The organism is Sphingomonas palmae (assembly GCF_900109565.1).
GTDB lineage: Bacteria > Pseudomonadota > Alphaproteobacteria > Sphingomonadales > Sphingomonadaceae > Sphingomonas > Sphingomonas palmae.
On record NZ_FNZZ01000004.1, the window covers coordinates 1 to 14,631 of the forward strand.

Annotated in this window: 12 protein-coding genes; 5 read left to right on the top strand and 7 right to left on the bottom strand. The window is 67.7% G+C overall.

Annotated features, from left to right (window positions below):
• The coding region (locus BMW51_RS10145; protein ID WP_245708416.1) for a M13 family metallopeptidase at positions 1–1,265 on the bottom strand (1,265 nt) is incomplete at its 3' end.
• A 203-nt stretch (positions 1,266–1,468) separates the two neighbouring features.
• On the opposite strand from BMW51_RS10145, the gene BMW51_RS10150 reads away from it, so the two are divergent.
• On the top strand, positions 1,469–3,100 hold the full coding sequence (locus tag BMW51_RS10150) for a M28 family peptidase (RefSeq protein ID WP_093006071.1): 1,632 nt from the start codon (positions 1,469–1,471) through the stop codon (positions 3,098–3,100).
• Positions 3,101–3,202: 102 nt separating this feature from the next.
• On the opposite strand, the gene BMW51_RS10155 is transcribed toward BMW51_RS10150, so the two are convergent.
• The gene (locus tag BMW51_RS10155) at positions 3,203–3,937 is read right to left on the bottom strand and encodes an SDR family NAD(P)-dependent oxidoreductase (protein ID WP_093006073.1); all 735 of its coding nucleotides are present in this window, start codon (positions 3,935–3,937) and stop codon (positions 3,203–3,205) included.
• 82 nt (positions 3,938–4,019) lie between these two features.
• On the opposite strand from BMW51_RS10155, the gene BMW51_RS10160 reads away from it, so the two are divergent.
• Positions 4,020–4,421 carry a winged helix-turn-helix transcriptional regulator gene (locus tag BMW51_RS10160; protein ID WP_093006075.1) on the top strand — a complete coding sequence of 134 codons (402 nt, stop codon included), beginning with the start codon at positions 4,020–4,022 and terminating at the stop codon, positions 4,419–4,421.
• Positions 4,422–4,446: 25 nt separating this feature from the next.
• Here the strand turns inward: BMW51_RS10160 and BMW51_RS10165 are convergent, their stop codons facing one another.
• Both BMW51_RS10165 and BMW51_RS10170 read right to left on the bottom strand, forming a co-directional pair.
• Positions 4,447–4,917: a nucleoside deaminase gene (locus BMW51_RS10165; RefSeq protein WP_218139385.1), complete on the bottom strand. Its 471-nt coding sequence runs from the start codon at positions 4,915–4,917 to the stop codon at positions 4,447–4,449.
• A 28-nt stretch (positions 4,918–4,945) separates the two neighbouring features.
• Positions 4,946–5,572, bottom strand: coding sequence for a TetR/AcrR family transcriptional regulator (locus BMW51_RS10170; RefSeq protein WP_093006788.1), 627 nt, complete (start codon positions 5,570–5,572; stop codon positions 4,946–4,948).
• Between the two features lie 194 nt (positions 5,573–5,766).
• Between BMW51_RS10170 and BMW51_RS10175 the strand changes: the two genes are divergently transcribed.
• A complete protein-coding gene (locus BMW51_RS10175) occupies positions 5,767–7,122 on the top strand; it encodes a spinster family MFS transporter (protein ID WP_093006077.1) in 1,356 nt (451 codons plus the stop codon).
• Entirely contained in the window at positions 7,119–8,765 is a 1,647-nt protein-coding gene (locus tag BMW51_RS10180) for a carboxylesterase/lipase family protein (protein WP_093006079.1), read from the top strand. The genes BMW51_RS10175 and BMW51_RS10180 overlap by 4 nt, the downstream gene beginning before the upstream one ends.
• Before the next feature lie 34 nt (positions 8,766–8,799).
• On the opposite strand, the gene BMW51_RS10185 is transcribed toward BMW51_RS10180, so the two are convergent.
• Genes BMW51_RS10185 through BMW51_RS10195 form a run of 3 tightly spaced genes read right to left on the bottom strand, consistent with a single transcriptional unit; the run spans position 8,800 to position 14,066 of the window.
• Positions 8,800–10,017, bottom strand: coding sequence for an SGNH/GDSL hydrolase family protein (locus BMW51_RS10185; protein WP_177171628.1), 1,218 nt, complete (start codon positions 10,015–10,017; stop codon positions 8,800–8,802).
• Positions 10,018–10,030: 13 nt separating this feature from the next.
• Positions 10,031–11,710 carry an AMP-binding protein gene (locus BMW51_RS10190; RefSeq protein ID WP_342723847.1) on the bottom strand — a complete coding sequence of 560 codons (1,680 nt, stop codon included), beginning with the start codon at positions 11,708–11,710 and terminating at the stop codon, positions 10,031–10,033.
• Between the two features lie 55 nt (positions 11,711–11,765).
• Positions 11,766–14,066: a TonB-dependent receptor gene (locus tag BMW51_RS10195; protein WP_093006083.1), complete on the bottom strand. Its 2,301-nt coding sequence runs from the start codon at positions 14,064–14,066 to the stop codon at positions 11,766–11,768.
• A 207-nt stretch (positions 14,067–14,273) separates the two neighbouring features.
• On the opposite strand from BMW51_RS10195, the gene BMW51_RS10200 reads away from it, so the two are divergent.
• Complete coding sequence (locus BMW51_RS10200; protein WP_093006085.1) at positions 14,274–14,621, top strand: hypothetical protein; 348 nt, start codon at positions 14,274–14,276, stop codon at positions 14,619–14,621.
• The last annotated feature ends 10 nt before the right edge of the window (positions 14,622–14,631 follow it).

Sequence of the window (14,631 nt, forward strand, 5' to 3'; positions counted from 1 at the left end):
GAATAGTCGATCCACTTCTTCGGATGGCCGACGCGGGGATCGAAGGTCGCCAGCTTGGCTAGTGCGGCGCGTCGCGTCGCATCGTCCATCCACGTCGCCGCTTCGATCTTGTCCTTGTACGCGGCCTGCATGTCGCCGACGAGCTCATCGGCCTTCGCCTGCGTCGTGGGCGACCAATACTCCCGTACGTAGATCGCGCCGACCGCCTCGCCCAGCGCATTGTCGATCAACCCCATGCCGCGCTTCCAGCGCGCGCGCTGCTCGGGCACGCCGCGCAACGTCTTCGAGTAGAAGTCGAAGTTCGCCTGATCAAACGCGGCCGGCAGAAACGGAGCGGCATTCGAGAGGAAGCGCGCCGTCATCCACTCCTTCCACGTCGACAGCGGCACGTCGCCGATCCGCTTCGACGCCGCGGCGACCGCACTCGGCTCCGACACGTTGACGCGCTCGGCATTGCCCAGTCCCATGCTGGCGAGCGTCGGGGTCCAATCGAACTCGGGCGCGAGCGTGGTGAGCGCCGCACGCGTCATCGGATTGTGCGTCTTGACCGGATCGCGGCGCTGTTCGGGCGTCCACTGATCCTGGCTCAGCCGCGTTTCCAGCGCGATGATGCGGTCTGCCTTGGCTTCCGCACCGGTGATGCCGGCGAGCGTCTGGATACGAACCAGATAGGCGCGATAGGCACGCCGGATCGCGTCATACTTGTCGCCGCTCAGCAGGTAATAGTCGCGCGTCGGCAATCCCAGCCGCGCCTGCCCGGCATCGGCCATGTAGCGCGTCGGATCGTCGGCATCGGTCGAGATACCGATGTTGACCGGCGAGGCAAAGCCGGGGCGCATCATCAGCTGCACGAGCTGCGGGCGCGTCGTGACCGCGTCGATCCGCGCCAGCCACGGCTTGACCGGCGCCAGCCCGCGCTGCTCGATGCCGGGCGCATCCATCCAGGCGGCGTAGAAATCGCCGACCTTGCGGGCTGTCGCGTCCTGCGGGTGCGCAGCCGCGTTCTCGACGATACGGCGCACCTGTCCCTCGATCTCGTCGGGCAGGTCGTAATTGTAGCCAGCCCCGATCTTGTCGGCAGGAATGGCGTGGTCGCGCAGCCACGTACCTTCGGCATAGGCGTAGAAATCGTCGCCGGGCTTCACACTCTTGTCCATGTTCTGAAGCTCCAACCCCCAGGGTTGGTAGCGCGGCGTGCTGGTCTGTGCGGCGAGCAGTGCGGGCACGCTCGCGAACGTGAGGACGAGCAGGGAAGCGTAGCGCATGGCGGTATCCGGCAAGGTGTGTTGCGCCCGCCTTACGCCGTTGTGCGTCGGCTCACCACATCGAAGCTGTCGGTTCCATGCGCAGAATGCCTGATTGCTCGTCCGCGGCCATGACGGAGCGTTGACGCCTTCGGTGAGCGTCAGCGCGGCCGAAGCGTACATGTCGGCTTGCAACGACGCCAGCGGCACGTCACGCTGCGACCATGACACGCTGGCTCCCGCTTCTGCTTCTCGCCACCTCGACCGCGGCAAGTGCCGCCCCGACTGATCCGGCGTTGCCGATCCTATCGCCTGCACGGATCAAGGCCGATGTGAAGACATTAAGCGCCGACAGCTTTCACGGGCGGGGACCAACGCAAGCAGGTGAGCCGATCACCCTCGCCTTTCTCGAGCAGCGCTTCGCTGCACTCGGTCTGAAGCCGGAGGGTGACAAAGGTTATCGGCAAACAGTGCCGCTCCTGCGCTGGACCCGCGACGCGGCGCAATTCGAGATTTCACTGAACGGAGAGGCCCGCACGCTCAACCCCGGTGTCGAGATCGCGGCGTCGTCGCGGATCGTCGGCATGACCACGCTTGAGCGGGCACCCGTCGTCTTCGTCGGCTACGGCGTGGTGGAGCCGCGGCTCGGCTACGATCCGTATCGCGGGCTCGATGTACGCGGCAAGGTGGTGGTGGCGCTCGCGGGTGACCCTGATGTCGAGGCCGGCAAGGACCTGGGCTTCGGGGGACGCGCATCGAGCCCTGCCGCGCGTACCAAATTGGCCGAGGCGCAGAAGCGCGGTGCCGCAGCCTTCTTCCAGATCCACGATACGTTTCCGTCGAGCTATCCCTGGCTTCAGCTCGCCAACAGCGACGCGGTCCCAGGCTATGCACTCGACACCGGCACCGTCCCGCCAGCGTTCGGCATTCGCGGCACGCTGCGGGGCGACATCGGCGTCGCCATGCTGCGCCAGGGTGGGCTCGACTATGCAGCCGCCAAACGTGCCGCGCAGGCGACGACGTTCCGCGGCGTCGAGCTGAAGGGCGTCACCTTCTCGGCCAACGTACGCACCAGCCTTGATCGCGCGGTGAGCCACAACGTCGTCGGCGTGCTGCCCGGGACTGATCCGAAAGCCGGCAGCATCCTCTACGGTGCGCACTGGGACGCTTACGGCGAAAACGCATTCGATCCGCCCGTCGATCGCATCCGCAACGGCGCGGTCGACAATGGCACCGGCACCGCAACGCTGCTCGAGATCGCGCGCGCATTCTCGAAAGCTCCCCGCCTGCGTCGCTCGGTCGTGTTCGCGCTCTGGACGGCGGAGGAAAAGGGGTTGCTCGGCGCGAGCTGGTACGCCGATCATCCGGCGCTGCCGCTCGCGACCACTGCGGCGCAGTTCAATCTCGACCCGCACGTCGTGCTCGGGCGCACGCGCGACCTCGAACTGATCGGCGTCGGGCGCACCCCGCTGGAGGCCGACCTGTCCCGCGTGGCAGCGACACAAGGCCTGCACATCGTGCCCGAGGAGAATACCGAAGCGGGCTGGTATTACCGCTCCGACCATTACGCGCTCGCGCAAAAAGGCGTGCCCGGCGTCTATTTCCGTGCCGGTCGCGATCTCGTGAACGGCGGCAAGGCAGCGGGCGAACGCGAGCGAGCACGCTACAACGCCGACTGCTATCACCAGACCTGCGACGAGTTCAAACCGAACTGGGACATGACCGGTGCGGCACAGGAAGGCAGCGTCGCCTACGCACTCGGACGTGAGATCGCCAGCGGCGCGACCTGGCCGACGTGGAATGCCGCAGAGCCGTTCCTGGCTGAGCGTGCGAAGAGCGACACGGAACGCCGGTGAGGGGCATGCGCGCGGCGGGTGGCCCGGAGAAGACCAGGCCTCGCCCGCCGCGCATCTTGCAACACCTACGTCCAGGTCATGTGGAGTGGCGTTGGTGCCACATCAGATCTGCGCCAGACCACCGTCGGTGAACAGCTCGCTGCCGGTCATGAAGCTGCTGTCCGACGACGCGAGAAAGGCGGCGGCGGCTGCTACCTCGGACGGATCGCCGACATGGCCGATCGGCGTCGTCGCGCCCATCTCGATCATGGCGTCGCGCCCGACGACCTCGGCGGCGAGCTCGGTCAGCGTCGGTCCGGGTGACAGGACATTGACGCGGATACCCGTCCCCCGCAGGTCCTGCGCCCAGCTGCGCGCGAAATTGCGGACTGCCGCCTTCGATGCGCTGTAGACGCTGAACGCCGGCGTGCCCATGACGCCGGTCGTCGACCCGGTGAGGATGACCGACCCACCCCGCGCCATCAGCGGCAAGGCCTTCTGCACGGTGAAGATGGTGCCCTTCACGTTGACGTCGAAGGTCGCGTCGACGTGCTCCGGCGTGATCTCGGGCAAGGGCAGCAGCGCACCGGTGCCGGCATTGGCGAACAGGATGTCGAGCCTGCTATGCTCCCGCCTTACGGTGTCGAACAACCGGTCCAGATCAGCCGCGTCGGTGACCGATCCCGCGACCGCTCGCGCCTGCGCGCCGAGTATTTCCGCCGCTGCCTCCAGTTTGTCGGCCCTGCGCCCGAACAGGTAGACGAACGCCCCTTCCGCGACGAAGCGCCGCGCCGACGCCAAGCCGATACCGGTGCCACCCCCGGTGATGATCGCGATCTTTCCTTCAAGCCTGGTCATACATGCCTCCAGTGATTGGTTGCACGCAGCTGACCATCCGCACACCTTGCGACAAGTATGCACCTTTTGGTAAGTACGAGAAATGTCCGATACCCGCCACGCCGATGCGCCAAGCGCCACCCTCGCCGCTCCCGCCTTCACCTGCGGGCTCGACGCCACGCTGAAGATCATCTCGGGAAAGTGGAAGCCGCTGATCCTCTACTTCCTGCTGCGCGGCCCGACCCGCTACGGCGAGCTGAAGCGCGCCATTCGCGACGTCAGCGACAAGGTGCTGATCCAGCAGCTGAAGGAGCTGGAGGCGGACGGCGTCCTAAGCCGCAACGACTATAATGAGGTACCGCCCCGGGTCGACTATACGCTCACACCGACCGGACAGAGCCTCGCGCAGGCACTGGAGCCGTTATGCCAGTGGGGCACGCAGAACATGGCCGAGATGCAGAAGCTCTTTGCCGAGCGCGACGGCTGGGGACGCGCGCGCGCCTGACGATCAGGCCGCTTCGATCATCGGTTCAGCGCTTCGCGCGGGCGTGGAGCGCGCGCACCTCGCCCGCAAACGCTTCCACCGGCCCCTCGACCTCGGCGTCCAGGATGACGTCGGTGATCCTGAGTGGCGCGATACCGAGCGTGGGACGGCCGAGTTCCCGCAGCCACTCGCCGAGCTGGACCGTGGAGGTCGCGTAGACGATCCGCCCCAGCCCCGCGAGGCCGTGCGCGGCTGCACACATCGCGCAATGCTCGCCCGAGGTGTAGACCGTCGCCGCGCGCCGCTGGTCGGGTGACAGATGCTCGACCGCCCAGCGAACGATCGCGAACTCGGGGTGGCGGGTCGGGTCGCCGCCGCCGACGCGGTTGCGATCCTCGAACAACACCTCACCCGCGTCAGAGACGAGAATGGAGCCGAACGGCTGATCGCCCGCGTCGACCGCCTGCGCCGCGAGATCGACGCAGCGGCGCAGATGCTGATGGTCGCGTTCGTTCATGATCGCTCGCGTACATCCAGGTGCAGCTTCACGCCACCTTTGCTGCACAAACCGCGCGAAAGCCCGCGGCCATGAAGGTCGCCATGCGCTGCTTGACCGCGAGGAAGTCGTCGGAGCGGCATAGGCCGTCCGACAGCTTGTCGATGCGACCCGTCCGCGCGAGCGTCAGCATCAGCGAGCCGGTGACGAAATGGTAGCCCCACAGGATGTCCTCGCGCGGACAGTCTGGCAGCGCGCGCTCGAGCAACCCGATCAGCCGCAGCACGACCGGATCGAAATATTCGTCCATCAACTCCGCGCCCCATTCGGGCGTGTTGGCGACCTGCGCACCCAGCGCGGCGTAGTTCTTCCACCCCTCACCGCCCTCGATGTAGAGGTCGAGGTCGGTGTCGAGGAAGGCGTGCAGCGCACCCTCGATCGTCGGCGCGCCCCCGCACGCCGCCTCGTAATCGTCGAGCGCGCGCATCCGCGTCTGGCTCGTCACCACCGCGCGCCGCGCGAACACCGCGTCGAACAGCGCCTTCTTGTCGGTGAAATAATAATTGAGCAGCGTGTGGTGGACGCCGACGCGCTTGGCCACGTCCTTCAGTGTCACGCCGTGCAATCCGTGGCGCGAGAACAGCTCCTCCGACACGTCTAGGATCTGCTCGGTCATCTCGGCGCGCTGCTCGGCCTTCTTCGAACGGCGCTTGGGTGTGGGTGCGGTGGTCACGCATCCGACTGTGCCAACCACCTTGCGCGAGCGTCAAGCGATCAGCTGCGCGCAGCAACATTCACACCCACGATAGCGTTTGTTGACACGGGTCCCCGATCACGCGCATGCTGCGTCCAAGAACAGGAGAGGAGAGCATGCGCGTGAGCAGCTCGATCAATGCCGCATTGCCGGGCGGTGCTGTCGCCGGTGTGCGTCCCGACGCGCCGATTGCCACCCGCGAGACCGCGCGATTGCCGCGCCACCCGCGCGTGATGCTGGCGCTCTTGACCTTCGTCTACGTGATCAACTTTCTCGACCGGCAGCTGCTCGGCATCCTCGCCAAACCGATTCAGGACACGCTGCACGTCAGTGACGGGCAGCTGGGACTGATCGGCGGGCTCTATTTCGCGATGTTCTACTGCTTCATCGCAATCCCCGTCGGCTGGCTCGCCGATCGCACCAACCGCGTCTCGATCGTGTCGCTCGCCTGCGGGATCTGGAGCGTCGCGACGATCGGCTGCGGAATGGCGGGCAATTACGCGCAGCTGGTCGGCGCGCGCATGCTGGTCGGCTTCGGCGAGGCGGGCGGCGTGCCGCCGTCCTACGCGCTGATCACCGACAGCTTCCCGCCGCGACGGCGCGGCACCGCGCTCGCGATCTTCAATCTCGGCCCCGCGATCGGCGCGGCGATCGGGATCGCGTTCGGTGCGACGATCGCGACATTGTTCGACTGGCGCGACGCCTTCGTCTCGATCGGCGTGGTCGGCATCGTCACCGCGATCGCGGTCAAGCTGGTGCTGCGCGATCCGGTGCGCGGCGGCATGGACCACGGCAATGCCGCCGCAAGCGTCGGAAAGGCTCCGTTCCTCGGCACGATGCGGATGTTCTTCACGCACCGCACGCTGATGCTCGCCGCACTCGGCAGCGGGGCGACGCAGTTCGTCACCTACGGCCTCGGCAATTTCGCGGTGCTGTTCCTGATGCGCGAGAAGGGCATGCTGCTGACCGACGTCGCAATCTGGTACGCGCTCGTCGTGGTGATCGGCATGGGCGGCGGCATGCTGGTATCGGGGCGCGTGATCGACCGTTTCGTCGCCCGCTCGCGCACCGTCTACGCGCTCGCCCCCGCGATCTCGCTCGCGGTCGCGCTGCCTTTCTACGTCGCGTTCGTCTGGGCGCCGGGCTGGCCGCTGGCACTCGCGCTGCTGACGGTCGTGATGCTGTTCAACTACTTCTATCTCTCCTGCTCGGTCGCGCTGGTGCAGGAAGAGGTCCGCCCCGACGAGCGCGTCATGTCGGGCGCGCTGCTGCTCCTGGTCATGAATTTCATCGGCCTCGGTCTAGGCCCGACCTATGTCGGCTGGGCGAGCGACCGGCTGTCCGCCGGAGGTCACGCGCACGCGCTGCAACTGGCGCTCTACTCGCTCGCGCCTTTCTACATTCTCGCCGTGCTGATCTTCCTCGCGCTCGCGCGCCGGCTGCGCGGCACCGTCCGGAGCATTGCCGCATGATCCGCCACCACCACCACCTGCTGCTCGCTGCTAGCGCACTGCTCACTCCCGTCGCCACCGCCGCGCAGAACCCAGCGCCGGTGGTGCGTGCGCCCGCCGGGCCCGTCGCGGGTACGCTCGACGGCGACATCCGCGTGTTCAGGGGCATCCCCTACGCGCAGGCGCCGATCGGTAGCCTGCGCTGGAAACCGCCCGTCCCCGCACCCGCCTGGACGAGCGTCCGCGCGGCGACCGACTTCGGTCCGGCCTGTATCCAGCCGACGCCCAAGGCGCCCAACGTCTACACGCCGCCCGCGCCGCTGCCGACGAACGAGGATTGTCTGTCGCTCAACGTCTGGACGCCCAAACACGCGACCAAGGCGCCCGTGTTCGTGTGGATACACGGCGGCTCGCTGGTCGCGGGGTCGAGCCGCGAGGTCACCTACGACGGGCGCGAACTGGCGAAGCGCGGGATCGTCGTCGTGTCGATCAACTACCGCCTCGGCGCGCTCGGCTGGATGGCGCATCCCGCGCTCAGCCAGGAGAGCGGGCAGCACGTATCGGGCAATTACGGCCTTCTCGATCAGATCGCCGCGCTTCAATGGGTCAGGCGCAACATCGCAGGCTTCGGCGGCGATGCGCGCAACGTTACGATCGCGGGCGAATCGGCCGGCGCGCTCAGCGTCATGTTCCTGATGGAGGCGCCAACCGCGCGCGGGTTGTTCAACAAGGCGGTGGCGGAGAGCGCGTACATGATCTCGCTGCCCGAACTGCGCCGCGCCGCCTACGGCATGCCGTCGGGCGAGGCGATGGGGCAGATGCTGCAGGCGGGGTTGAAGGCGCCCGACCTCGCCGGCCTGCGCGCGATGAGCGCGCAGGAACTGACCGACCGCGCCGCCAAGCTCGGCTTCTTCCCCATCGGCACCGTCGATGGCCAGATCCTGCCCGCGCAGATGACGACAACGTTCGATGAGGGCAAGCAGGCCGCGGTGCCGATCCTGACCGGTTTCAACCAGGGCGAGATCCGCTCGCTACGCGTGCTGGCGGCGAAGGCACCGACGTCGGCGGCAGCGTATGAACAGGCGATCCGCGGGCGCTACGGCGATCTCGCCGACGCGTTCCTGCGGCTATACCCGGCGGCAGACTATCAGGAGAGCATCCTCGAGGCACCACGCGACGCGCTCTACGGCTGGACCGCGGAGCGCCTCGCGCGCAAGCAGCAGGCGCTCGGCCAGCGCGCCTATCTCTACCTGTTCGACCACGGCTATCCCGCGATGGACGCGACCGACCTGCACGCCTTTCACGCCAGCGAACTGCCCTACGTGTTCGGGACGGTGAAGGCCGCCGGGCCGAACTGGCCCGCGATCCCCGACACGCCCGCCGAGCACGCGCTGTCGTCGGCGATGGTCGATTATTGGGCGAGCTTCGCGCGGAACGGCGTGCCGACCAGCCGGAATGCGCCCGCCTGGCCCGCCTTCGGCAAGGATCGCGCCTATCTCCACATCACCGATACACCCCGTGTGCGCACTGCGTTGATGCCGGGCATGTTCGAGCTGAACGAGACGGTGATGTGTCGCCGCCGCGCCGACGGCACGCAGGCGTGGAACTGGAACGTCGGCCTTTCCGCGCCGACGCTGCCGGCGAAAACGGCGGGCTGCGACTGACGCCGGCGCCGCGCAGGCGGCGGCGCCGACACGCTTACCGCAGAACGGCGGCGTCCACCGCGTCGGCCATCACCTTGTAGCCCGCGTCATTCGGGTGGAGCCAGTCACCCGATTGCAGCTCAGGCCGCAGTCGCGCCGGACGGGACGGGTCGCGCATCGCCCGGTCGAAATCGATCACCGCGTCGAATGCGCGCGCGCTGCGGATCCAGTCGTTGACCGCCACCCGGACCTTGTCCCCCTCGACCCGGTAATAAGGTGCGCCCTCGTAGGGCAGCATCGTGCCGCCGACGATCCGCAGCCCCTTGGCGTGCGCGCGGTCGATCAGCTGCCGGTAGCCCGCGATGATCTCCGCGGCGGTGACCGGCGTCGCTCTCTTCTGGCCGATGTCGTTGATGCCGAGGAGGACGATCACCGTGCCGACGCCCGGCACCGCCAGCACGTCGCGGTCGAACCGCGCGACCGCGCTCTGGCCGAACAATGCGGGCACGCCGTCGAGCAGGATTCGGTTGCCGCTCAGACCCGCATTCGCCATCGAAATCGCCGCACGACCGCGCGTGGCAAGTCGCCTGACCAGCTGATCGGGCCAGCGACGATCGGCGTCGGCACTCGACTGATAACCGTCGGTGATCGAGTCCCCGAATGCGACCACGACGTGAGGCGCAGCGCTCGTCACCACATCGACTTCCGACACGAATGCGCGGGCCGAGAAGGTGCCGGCCGGCGCGAACGGCTTGTCGGTATAGTCGCCCGGCGGCGATGCCAGGCCGGTCGCGCCTGCCGTGGCGTGGCAGGTGCACGGACCGGTGTCGTCGGGCAGGTAGAGCGCGATCTGCACGCGCGCGCGATCGGGCACGGACAAGGCGACGGGATCGCTCACCCACGGTACGCCCGCCGGGACCCGCGCCTCACGCGCGCCGGCGAACGTCACGCGCCGCCGGGTTTGCTCGATCACCCTCCCCGCCTCATCGACCAGCGCGATCCGCGCCGCACCGATCCGCAGCGGCTCCGTGCCATATTCGTTGGTGAGGCGCAGGCGTAGCGCCCGGCCGCCGCGGCTCAGCCGCACGACCTGCACGATCGTCTGGTTCCTGAACGACGGCGTGATGAACGACGTCGGCAGGTTCGGCACCGCTAGCGACGGAGGCGCCGGCGGCGCGGCCCAGCTGGCCGCCCAATGCGCCGGCTCGGCGCTGGCGGACATCGCGGCAACCGAGAGTGCACCGACCCAGAACAGCGATCTTTTGCCGGCCATCATCTCGTTACCCTCACCCCTGAAGCGTCGCTGCCCCGCGCGCGACATCGCGGCGCAACCGCATCTTGTCGATCTTGCCCGTCTGCGCGAGCGGCATCGCGTCGACGCGCACGATCTCGTCGGGCAGCCACCAGCCGGCAACGCGACCACGCAGTGCGCCCAGCAATTGCTCGTCGCTCAACGCACTGCCCTGGCGCTGCTCGACGATCAGCACCGGCCGCTCGCCCCACTTCTCATGGATGCGGCCGACCACGGCCACCAGCGCGACTTCGGGCAGCGCGCCGACGATCGCCTCGATCTCGCCGGGGTTGATCCACTCGCCCCCGGACTTGATCAGGTCCTTGGCACGGCCGGTGATCGACAGCGTTCCGTCGGCATCGATCCGCGCGAGGTCGCCGGTGTCGAACCATCCTTCGGCGTCCGTCGACACGGTGTCGTGACCGAAGTAGCGCTCCACCGCGCTGGCGCCGCGAACCTGCAATCGTCCCTCGCCGTCGCGCTGTTCGGGCAGCGCCACGCCTTCTTCGTCGACCAGGCGCAGGTCGACACCGAGCGGCGGCCTGCCCGATCGGTCGGCGCGGCGGTCGGCGGCATTGGCGGGCGTGATCGTCCCGACCGGCGACAGCTCGGTCATGCCCCAGCTGGTCTGTACGACGACGCCCAATCGCTGCTCGAGCCGGTCCATCAGCGCCTGCGGCACCGGCGCACCGCCCAGCAGCACGCGCCGAAGCGACGGCACATCGCCGCCCGTGCGCTCCAGGTGATCGACGAGGCCGAGCCACAATGTCGCCACGCCCGCGGCGACGGTCACGCCTTCGTCCACGATCAGCCGCGCGAGGCTGGCGCCGTCCTGGTTGCGGCCGGGCATCACCAGCGTCGCGCCGGTCGCGGGTCCCGCGAACGCGAACCCCCAGCCGTTGGCGTGGAACATCGGCACGCCGACCAGCACCACGTCGCGCGCCGAGATGCCAATCACGTCGGTCGCGAGCGTATGAACCGTGTGCAGGTAGTTCGAGCGGTGGGTATAGGTCACGCCCTTGGGCGCGCCGGTCGTGCCCGAGGTGAAGCACAGGCCGGCGGGCGCGTTCTCGTCGAACCCGCCCCAGCGCGTCGGCGCGCCGTGCGCCGCGATCAGGTCATCGAGACGCCAGACCCGCACGCCGCCGGCAACCGGCAGCGGCGCGTCGACGCCGGGCTCGTCCAGGACGATGACATGTTCGATGGTCGGGCAGCGCGCGACCAGTTCGTCCACCAGCGCGCCCAGACCCGGACTGACCGCGAGCACGCGATTGCGCGCCTGATGGATCATGCCGGCCAGATGCGCGGCGGCGAGACGCGGATTGAGCGTGTGGCAGACGATCCCGCTGCCCATCGCGCCGAACCAGCATTCCATGTGCGCCTGGCTGTTCCACGCCAGCGTCGCCAGATGGTCGCCCGCACGCAGCCCCAGCGCCGCGAACGCACCCGACAGAAGGTTCGCCCGCTCGCGCAGCGCGGCATAACCGATGCGTGCGCGCTTCCCCTCGCCCCCGGTCACGACTTCGGCCGCGCCGTGCCACCTGGCCGCGTGGTCGATGAAGCGATCGAGTGTCAGCGCGTAGGGCTGCATCGATCCCGGGTTCGTCTCCGCCTCCGGCAGCGCTTCCGGGAAGGCGCGGGGCGTGAACGCCCCCGCGCGTGGTATGGCAGTCATGACCGGTCCCTCAATGTGTCCGCGTGATCGGCCGGCGGAGTGAGCACCCCTGCCGTCAGAACTTGGTGCTGACACGGATGCCGTACTGGCGCGGCGCACCCGGCAGGCGCAGGCGAAGCGAGGTCAGCGAGCCGACGTAATGCTGGTCGGTCAGGTTGGTGCCGTAACCGCTCACCGACACCTGCCCCTTCACGAACGTCAGCTGCGCGTTGAGGATGTTGCGCTCGCCCAGATTGTCGCCGAGGTCGCTACGCTGGAACAGCGTGCCCCACACCTGCGCGATGTGCGCGAAGTCGACACGCGGCGTCAGCGTGGCATCCGATCCGAGATCAAAGGCATATTGCGCCCCGACGCTCAGCGTGAAACGCGGCGCATAGGGCTGACGACGCCCGCCCAGATCGATGCAGCCGGTGGTGGTGGCTGGTCCCGTGACCGCGTTGCACGCACCCGTATGCGGGGTGCGCGGATCGAAGGCGTAGAAGGTGCCGAGCTCGGAATTCGACACCGACGTGTTCGCGTCGAGCTGGAGATTGCCGAACTTGCCCTGCGCCGACGCTTCGACGCCGTAGAGCTTGGTTACCTCGGGCACGTTGAAGATCGAGTTGAAGCTCGGAATGGTGGGATCGACGATCGTCACCTGGAAATTCTTGTAGCGATTGTAATAGCCGCCGATCTGCGTGCGCAGTCGTCCGCCCAGCAGCGTGCTCTTCACGCCGATCTCATAGTCGGTGACGTCCTCGGGATCGAACGCGCGCGGTGCGACGCCGAACAGGTTGCTGCCGTTCAGCCCGCCCGCCTTCGATCCGGTCGCGACAAAGGCGTAGAAGAAGTTGTTCTGATCGATCGTCCAGTTGATCGCCGCCTTGCCGTTGAACCGCTTGTTGGCGGTGAAATCATTCTGGACCAGCGTGGTGTTGAGGTTCAGCACCGGGATCGTCAGCGGCACCAGGATGTTGTTGCGCGTCGTCGTCCGCGAGTAACGCCCGCCCAGCGTCACCTCCAGATTGTCGGTCAGCTTGTATCCGACCTGTGCGAAGCCCGCCAGCGCGGTGCGCGGATTGGTGCCGACGATCCGCAGCGAGGTGACCAGGCTGTTCGGCGTCAGCAGCACGTAGCCGTTGCCCGGGGGGAAGGTGTAGCTGTCATACTGCCAGTAACCGCCGACCAGCCAGTTGAAGCGCCCGCGGTCGGGCGAGATGATGTTGACCTCCTGCGACCAGATATATTCGTTGGCATGGTCCTCGAACGTGTCGTTGCCGACGCTGACGCCCGGATTGCCGCGCGACGTGCCGTCCGCGTCGATTTTCTCCGACGTGGTGCCCTGCTGCCAGCCGGTGATCGAGCGGATCGTCAGCCCGCTGTCGAAGGTATAGCTGATGTTGCCCGACACGCGCGCGAACTCGTCGCGACCGGCGAGCGGCGCGTTCAGCGACACGACCAGCGGATCGCTGCGGTTGGGAACGTAGCGCGGCGCGGCGGCGGTGCCGAGGTTCGAATAGGACGGTGACGCCGGGAAGCCGCCATATTCGATGTTGTTGTAATCGCCCTTCACCAGCACGCGCAGGTGGCTGTCGGGCTGCCACAACAGGCTGGCGCGGCCGCTGTGCGCGCGCAGGTCGCCGGGATTGCCGGTGTAAGGACCGCTGACCTTGGAGAAGGTGTCGCGCCACTCGTGATTGGTCGCCAGGCGGATCGCCAGCGTGTCGCTCAGCGGCACGTTGACCGCGCCCTGCAGCTTTACGTCGTTGTAATTGCCGTATTGCGCGGTCGCGAATCCGCCGATCTTGTCGAAGCTCGGGTTCGTTTCGGTGATGAACACCGCGCCGCCGGTCGCGTTGCCGCCCGCGAACGTGCCCTGTGGCCCGCGCAGCACCTCGACCGAGGAAATGTCGTAGTAGGGCTCGGTCTGGAAATAGCCCGGGAAGGTCGCGACGCCGTCGCGATAGGTGATGACGCCGACGCCGACCGAGGTGGTGATCTCGGACTTGCCGATGCCGCGGATGTTGAAGCTGTTCGACTGGCCCGACGTGTTGACGGTCAGCGACGGGGTCGCGAACTGCAGCTGCTCGACCGTGTTGACGCTCTTCTGGACCAGGTCCTCGCCGGTCAGCACGCTGGCCGCGACGCCGGTACGCTGAAGACTGGTCGATCGGCGTTCCGCGGTGACGACGATGTCGTCATTCGCGTCGGGCGACGCGTCGGTCGAGGGCTGCGCCGCGTCGACCGGGTTCTGCGTGGATTGCGCCGCGGCGGGCTTGGCCTGCGTGGCGGATGGGCTCTCGGCGGGACCAACCTGCGCGAAGGCGGCGGTCGAGCACAACGCCAGGCTCGAAACGGACAGTCTCAGGAACAGCATTGATCATCCTCTCTGCGGGAGCGCTCTTCGGCGCCTCTGGCATCGGCGTGCCACCGCACCGGCCAATGTGTCAACGATATTCTCTAACTGGTGAGTGTTTATTCATACGCGCCGTCAAAGCGCTCAACAAACCTCGTTCACTCGCTACATAGTGATGCAACAAAGCGCGTGAATTCGGCCGGCGAGTCGAACGGGAACGGGAGAGCGATGGTGGATCGGCACCACGTCGGTATCGCGCGTGTTCTGCTCAGCGCCTCTGCGCTGGCGCTGACCGCCTGCCAGCGCGACGACCGGGCTTCGGACAAGGTCACCGTGGTCCGCGCGGGCCCGTCTTCCCGGATCGTCGTCGACGCACGCCGGCTCGGCAGCGGGCCGGTCACCCGCCCTTTCCCCGTTCCGACGATCGCCGCGGCGCCGCCCGGCCCCAATCCGCAGCTCGCCAAGCCGGCGTTCCGAAGCCCGCCGCTCCCGCCCGAACTGGTCGGCGACGGCGATCTCGTGCCGCTGCCGCCGCTGCCGCCGGCCTCGGCCTTCGTCACCAGCAATCAGCAATGATCCGACCGCG

What these genes read in the sequence shown, in the direction of transcription:
- BMW51_RS10150 (WP_093006071.1), top strand. Translation starts at nt 1,469, where the DNA reads ATGACACGCTGGCTCCCGCTTCTGCTTCTCGCCACCTCGACCGCGGCA.
- BMW51_RS10155 (WP_093006073.1), bottom strand. Translation starts at nt 3,937, where the DNA reads ATGACCAGGCTTGAAGGAAAGATCGCGATCATCACCGGGGGTGGCACC.
- BMW51_RS10160 (WP_093006075.1), top strand. Translation starts at nt 4,020, where the DNA reads ATGTCCGATACCCGCCACGCCGATGCGCCAAGCGCCACCCTCGCCGCT.
- BMW51_RS10165 (WP_218139385.1), bottom strand. Translation starts at nt 4,917, where the DNA reads ATGAACGAACGCGACCATCAGCATCTGCGCCGCTGCGTCGATCTCGCG.
- BMW51_RS10170 (WP_093006788.1), bottom strand. Translation starts at nt 5,572, where the DNA reads ATGACCGAGCAGATCCTAGACGTGTCGGAGGAGCTGTTCTCGCGCCAC.
- BMW51_RS10175 (WP_093006077.1), top strand. Translation starts at nt 5,767, where the DNA reads ATGCGCGTGAGCAGCTCGATCAATGCCGCATTGCCGGGCGGTGCTGTC.
- BMW51_RS10180 (WP_093006079.1), top strand. Translation starts at nt 7,119, where the DNA reads ATGATCCGCCACCACCACCACCTGCTGCTCGCTGCTAGCGCACTGCTC.
- BMW51_RS10185 (WP_177171628.1), bottom strand. Translation starts at nt 10,017, where the DNA reads ATGGCCGGCAAAAGATCGCTGTTCTGGGTCGGTGCACTCTCGGTTGCC.
- BMW51_RS10190 (WP_342723847.1), bottom strand. Translation starts at nt 11,710, where the DNA reads ATGACTGCCATACCACGCGCGGGGGCGTTCACGCCCCGCGCCTTCCCG.
- BMW51_RS10195 (WP_093006083.1), bottom strand. Translation starts at nt 14,066, where the DNA reads ATGCTGTTCCTGAGACTGTCCGTTTCGAGCCTGGCGTTGTGCTCGACC.
- BMW51_RS10200 (WP_093006085.1), top strand. Translation starts at nt 14,274, where the DNA reads ATGGTGGATCGGCACCACGTCGGTATCGCGCGTGTTCTGCTCAGCGCC.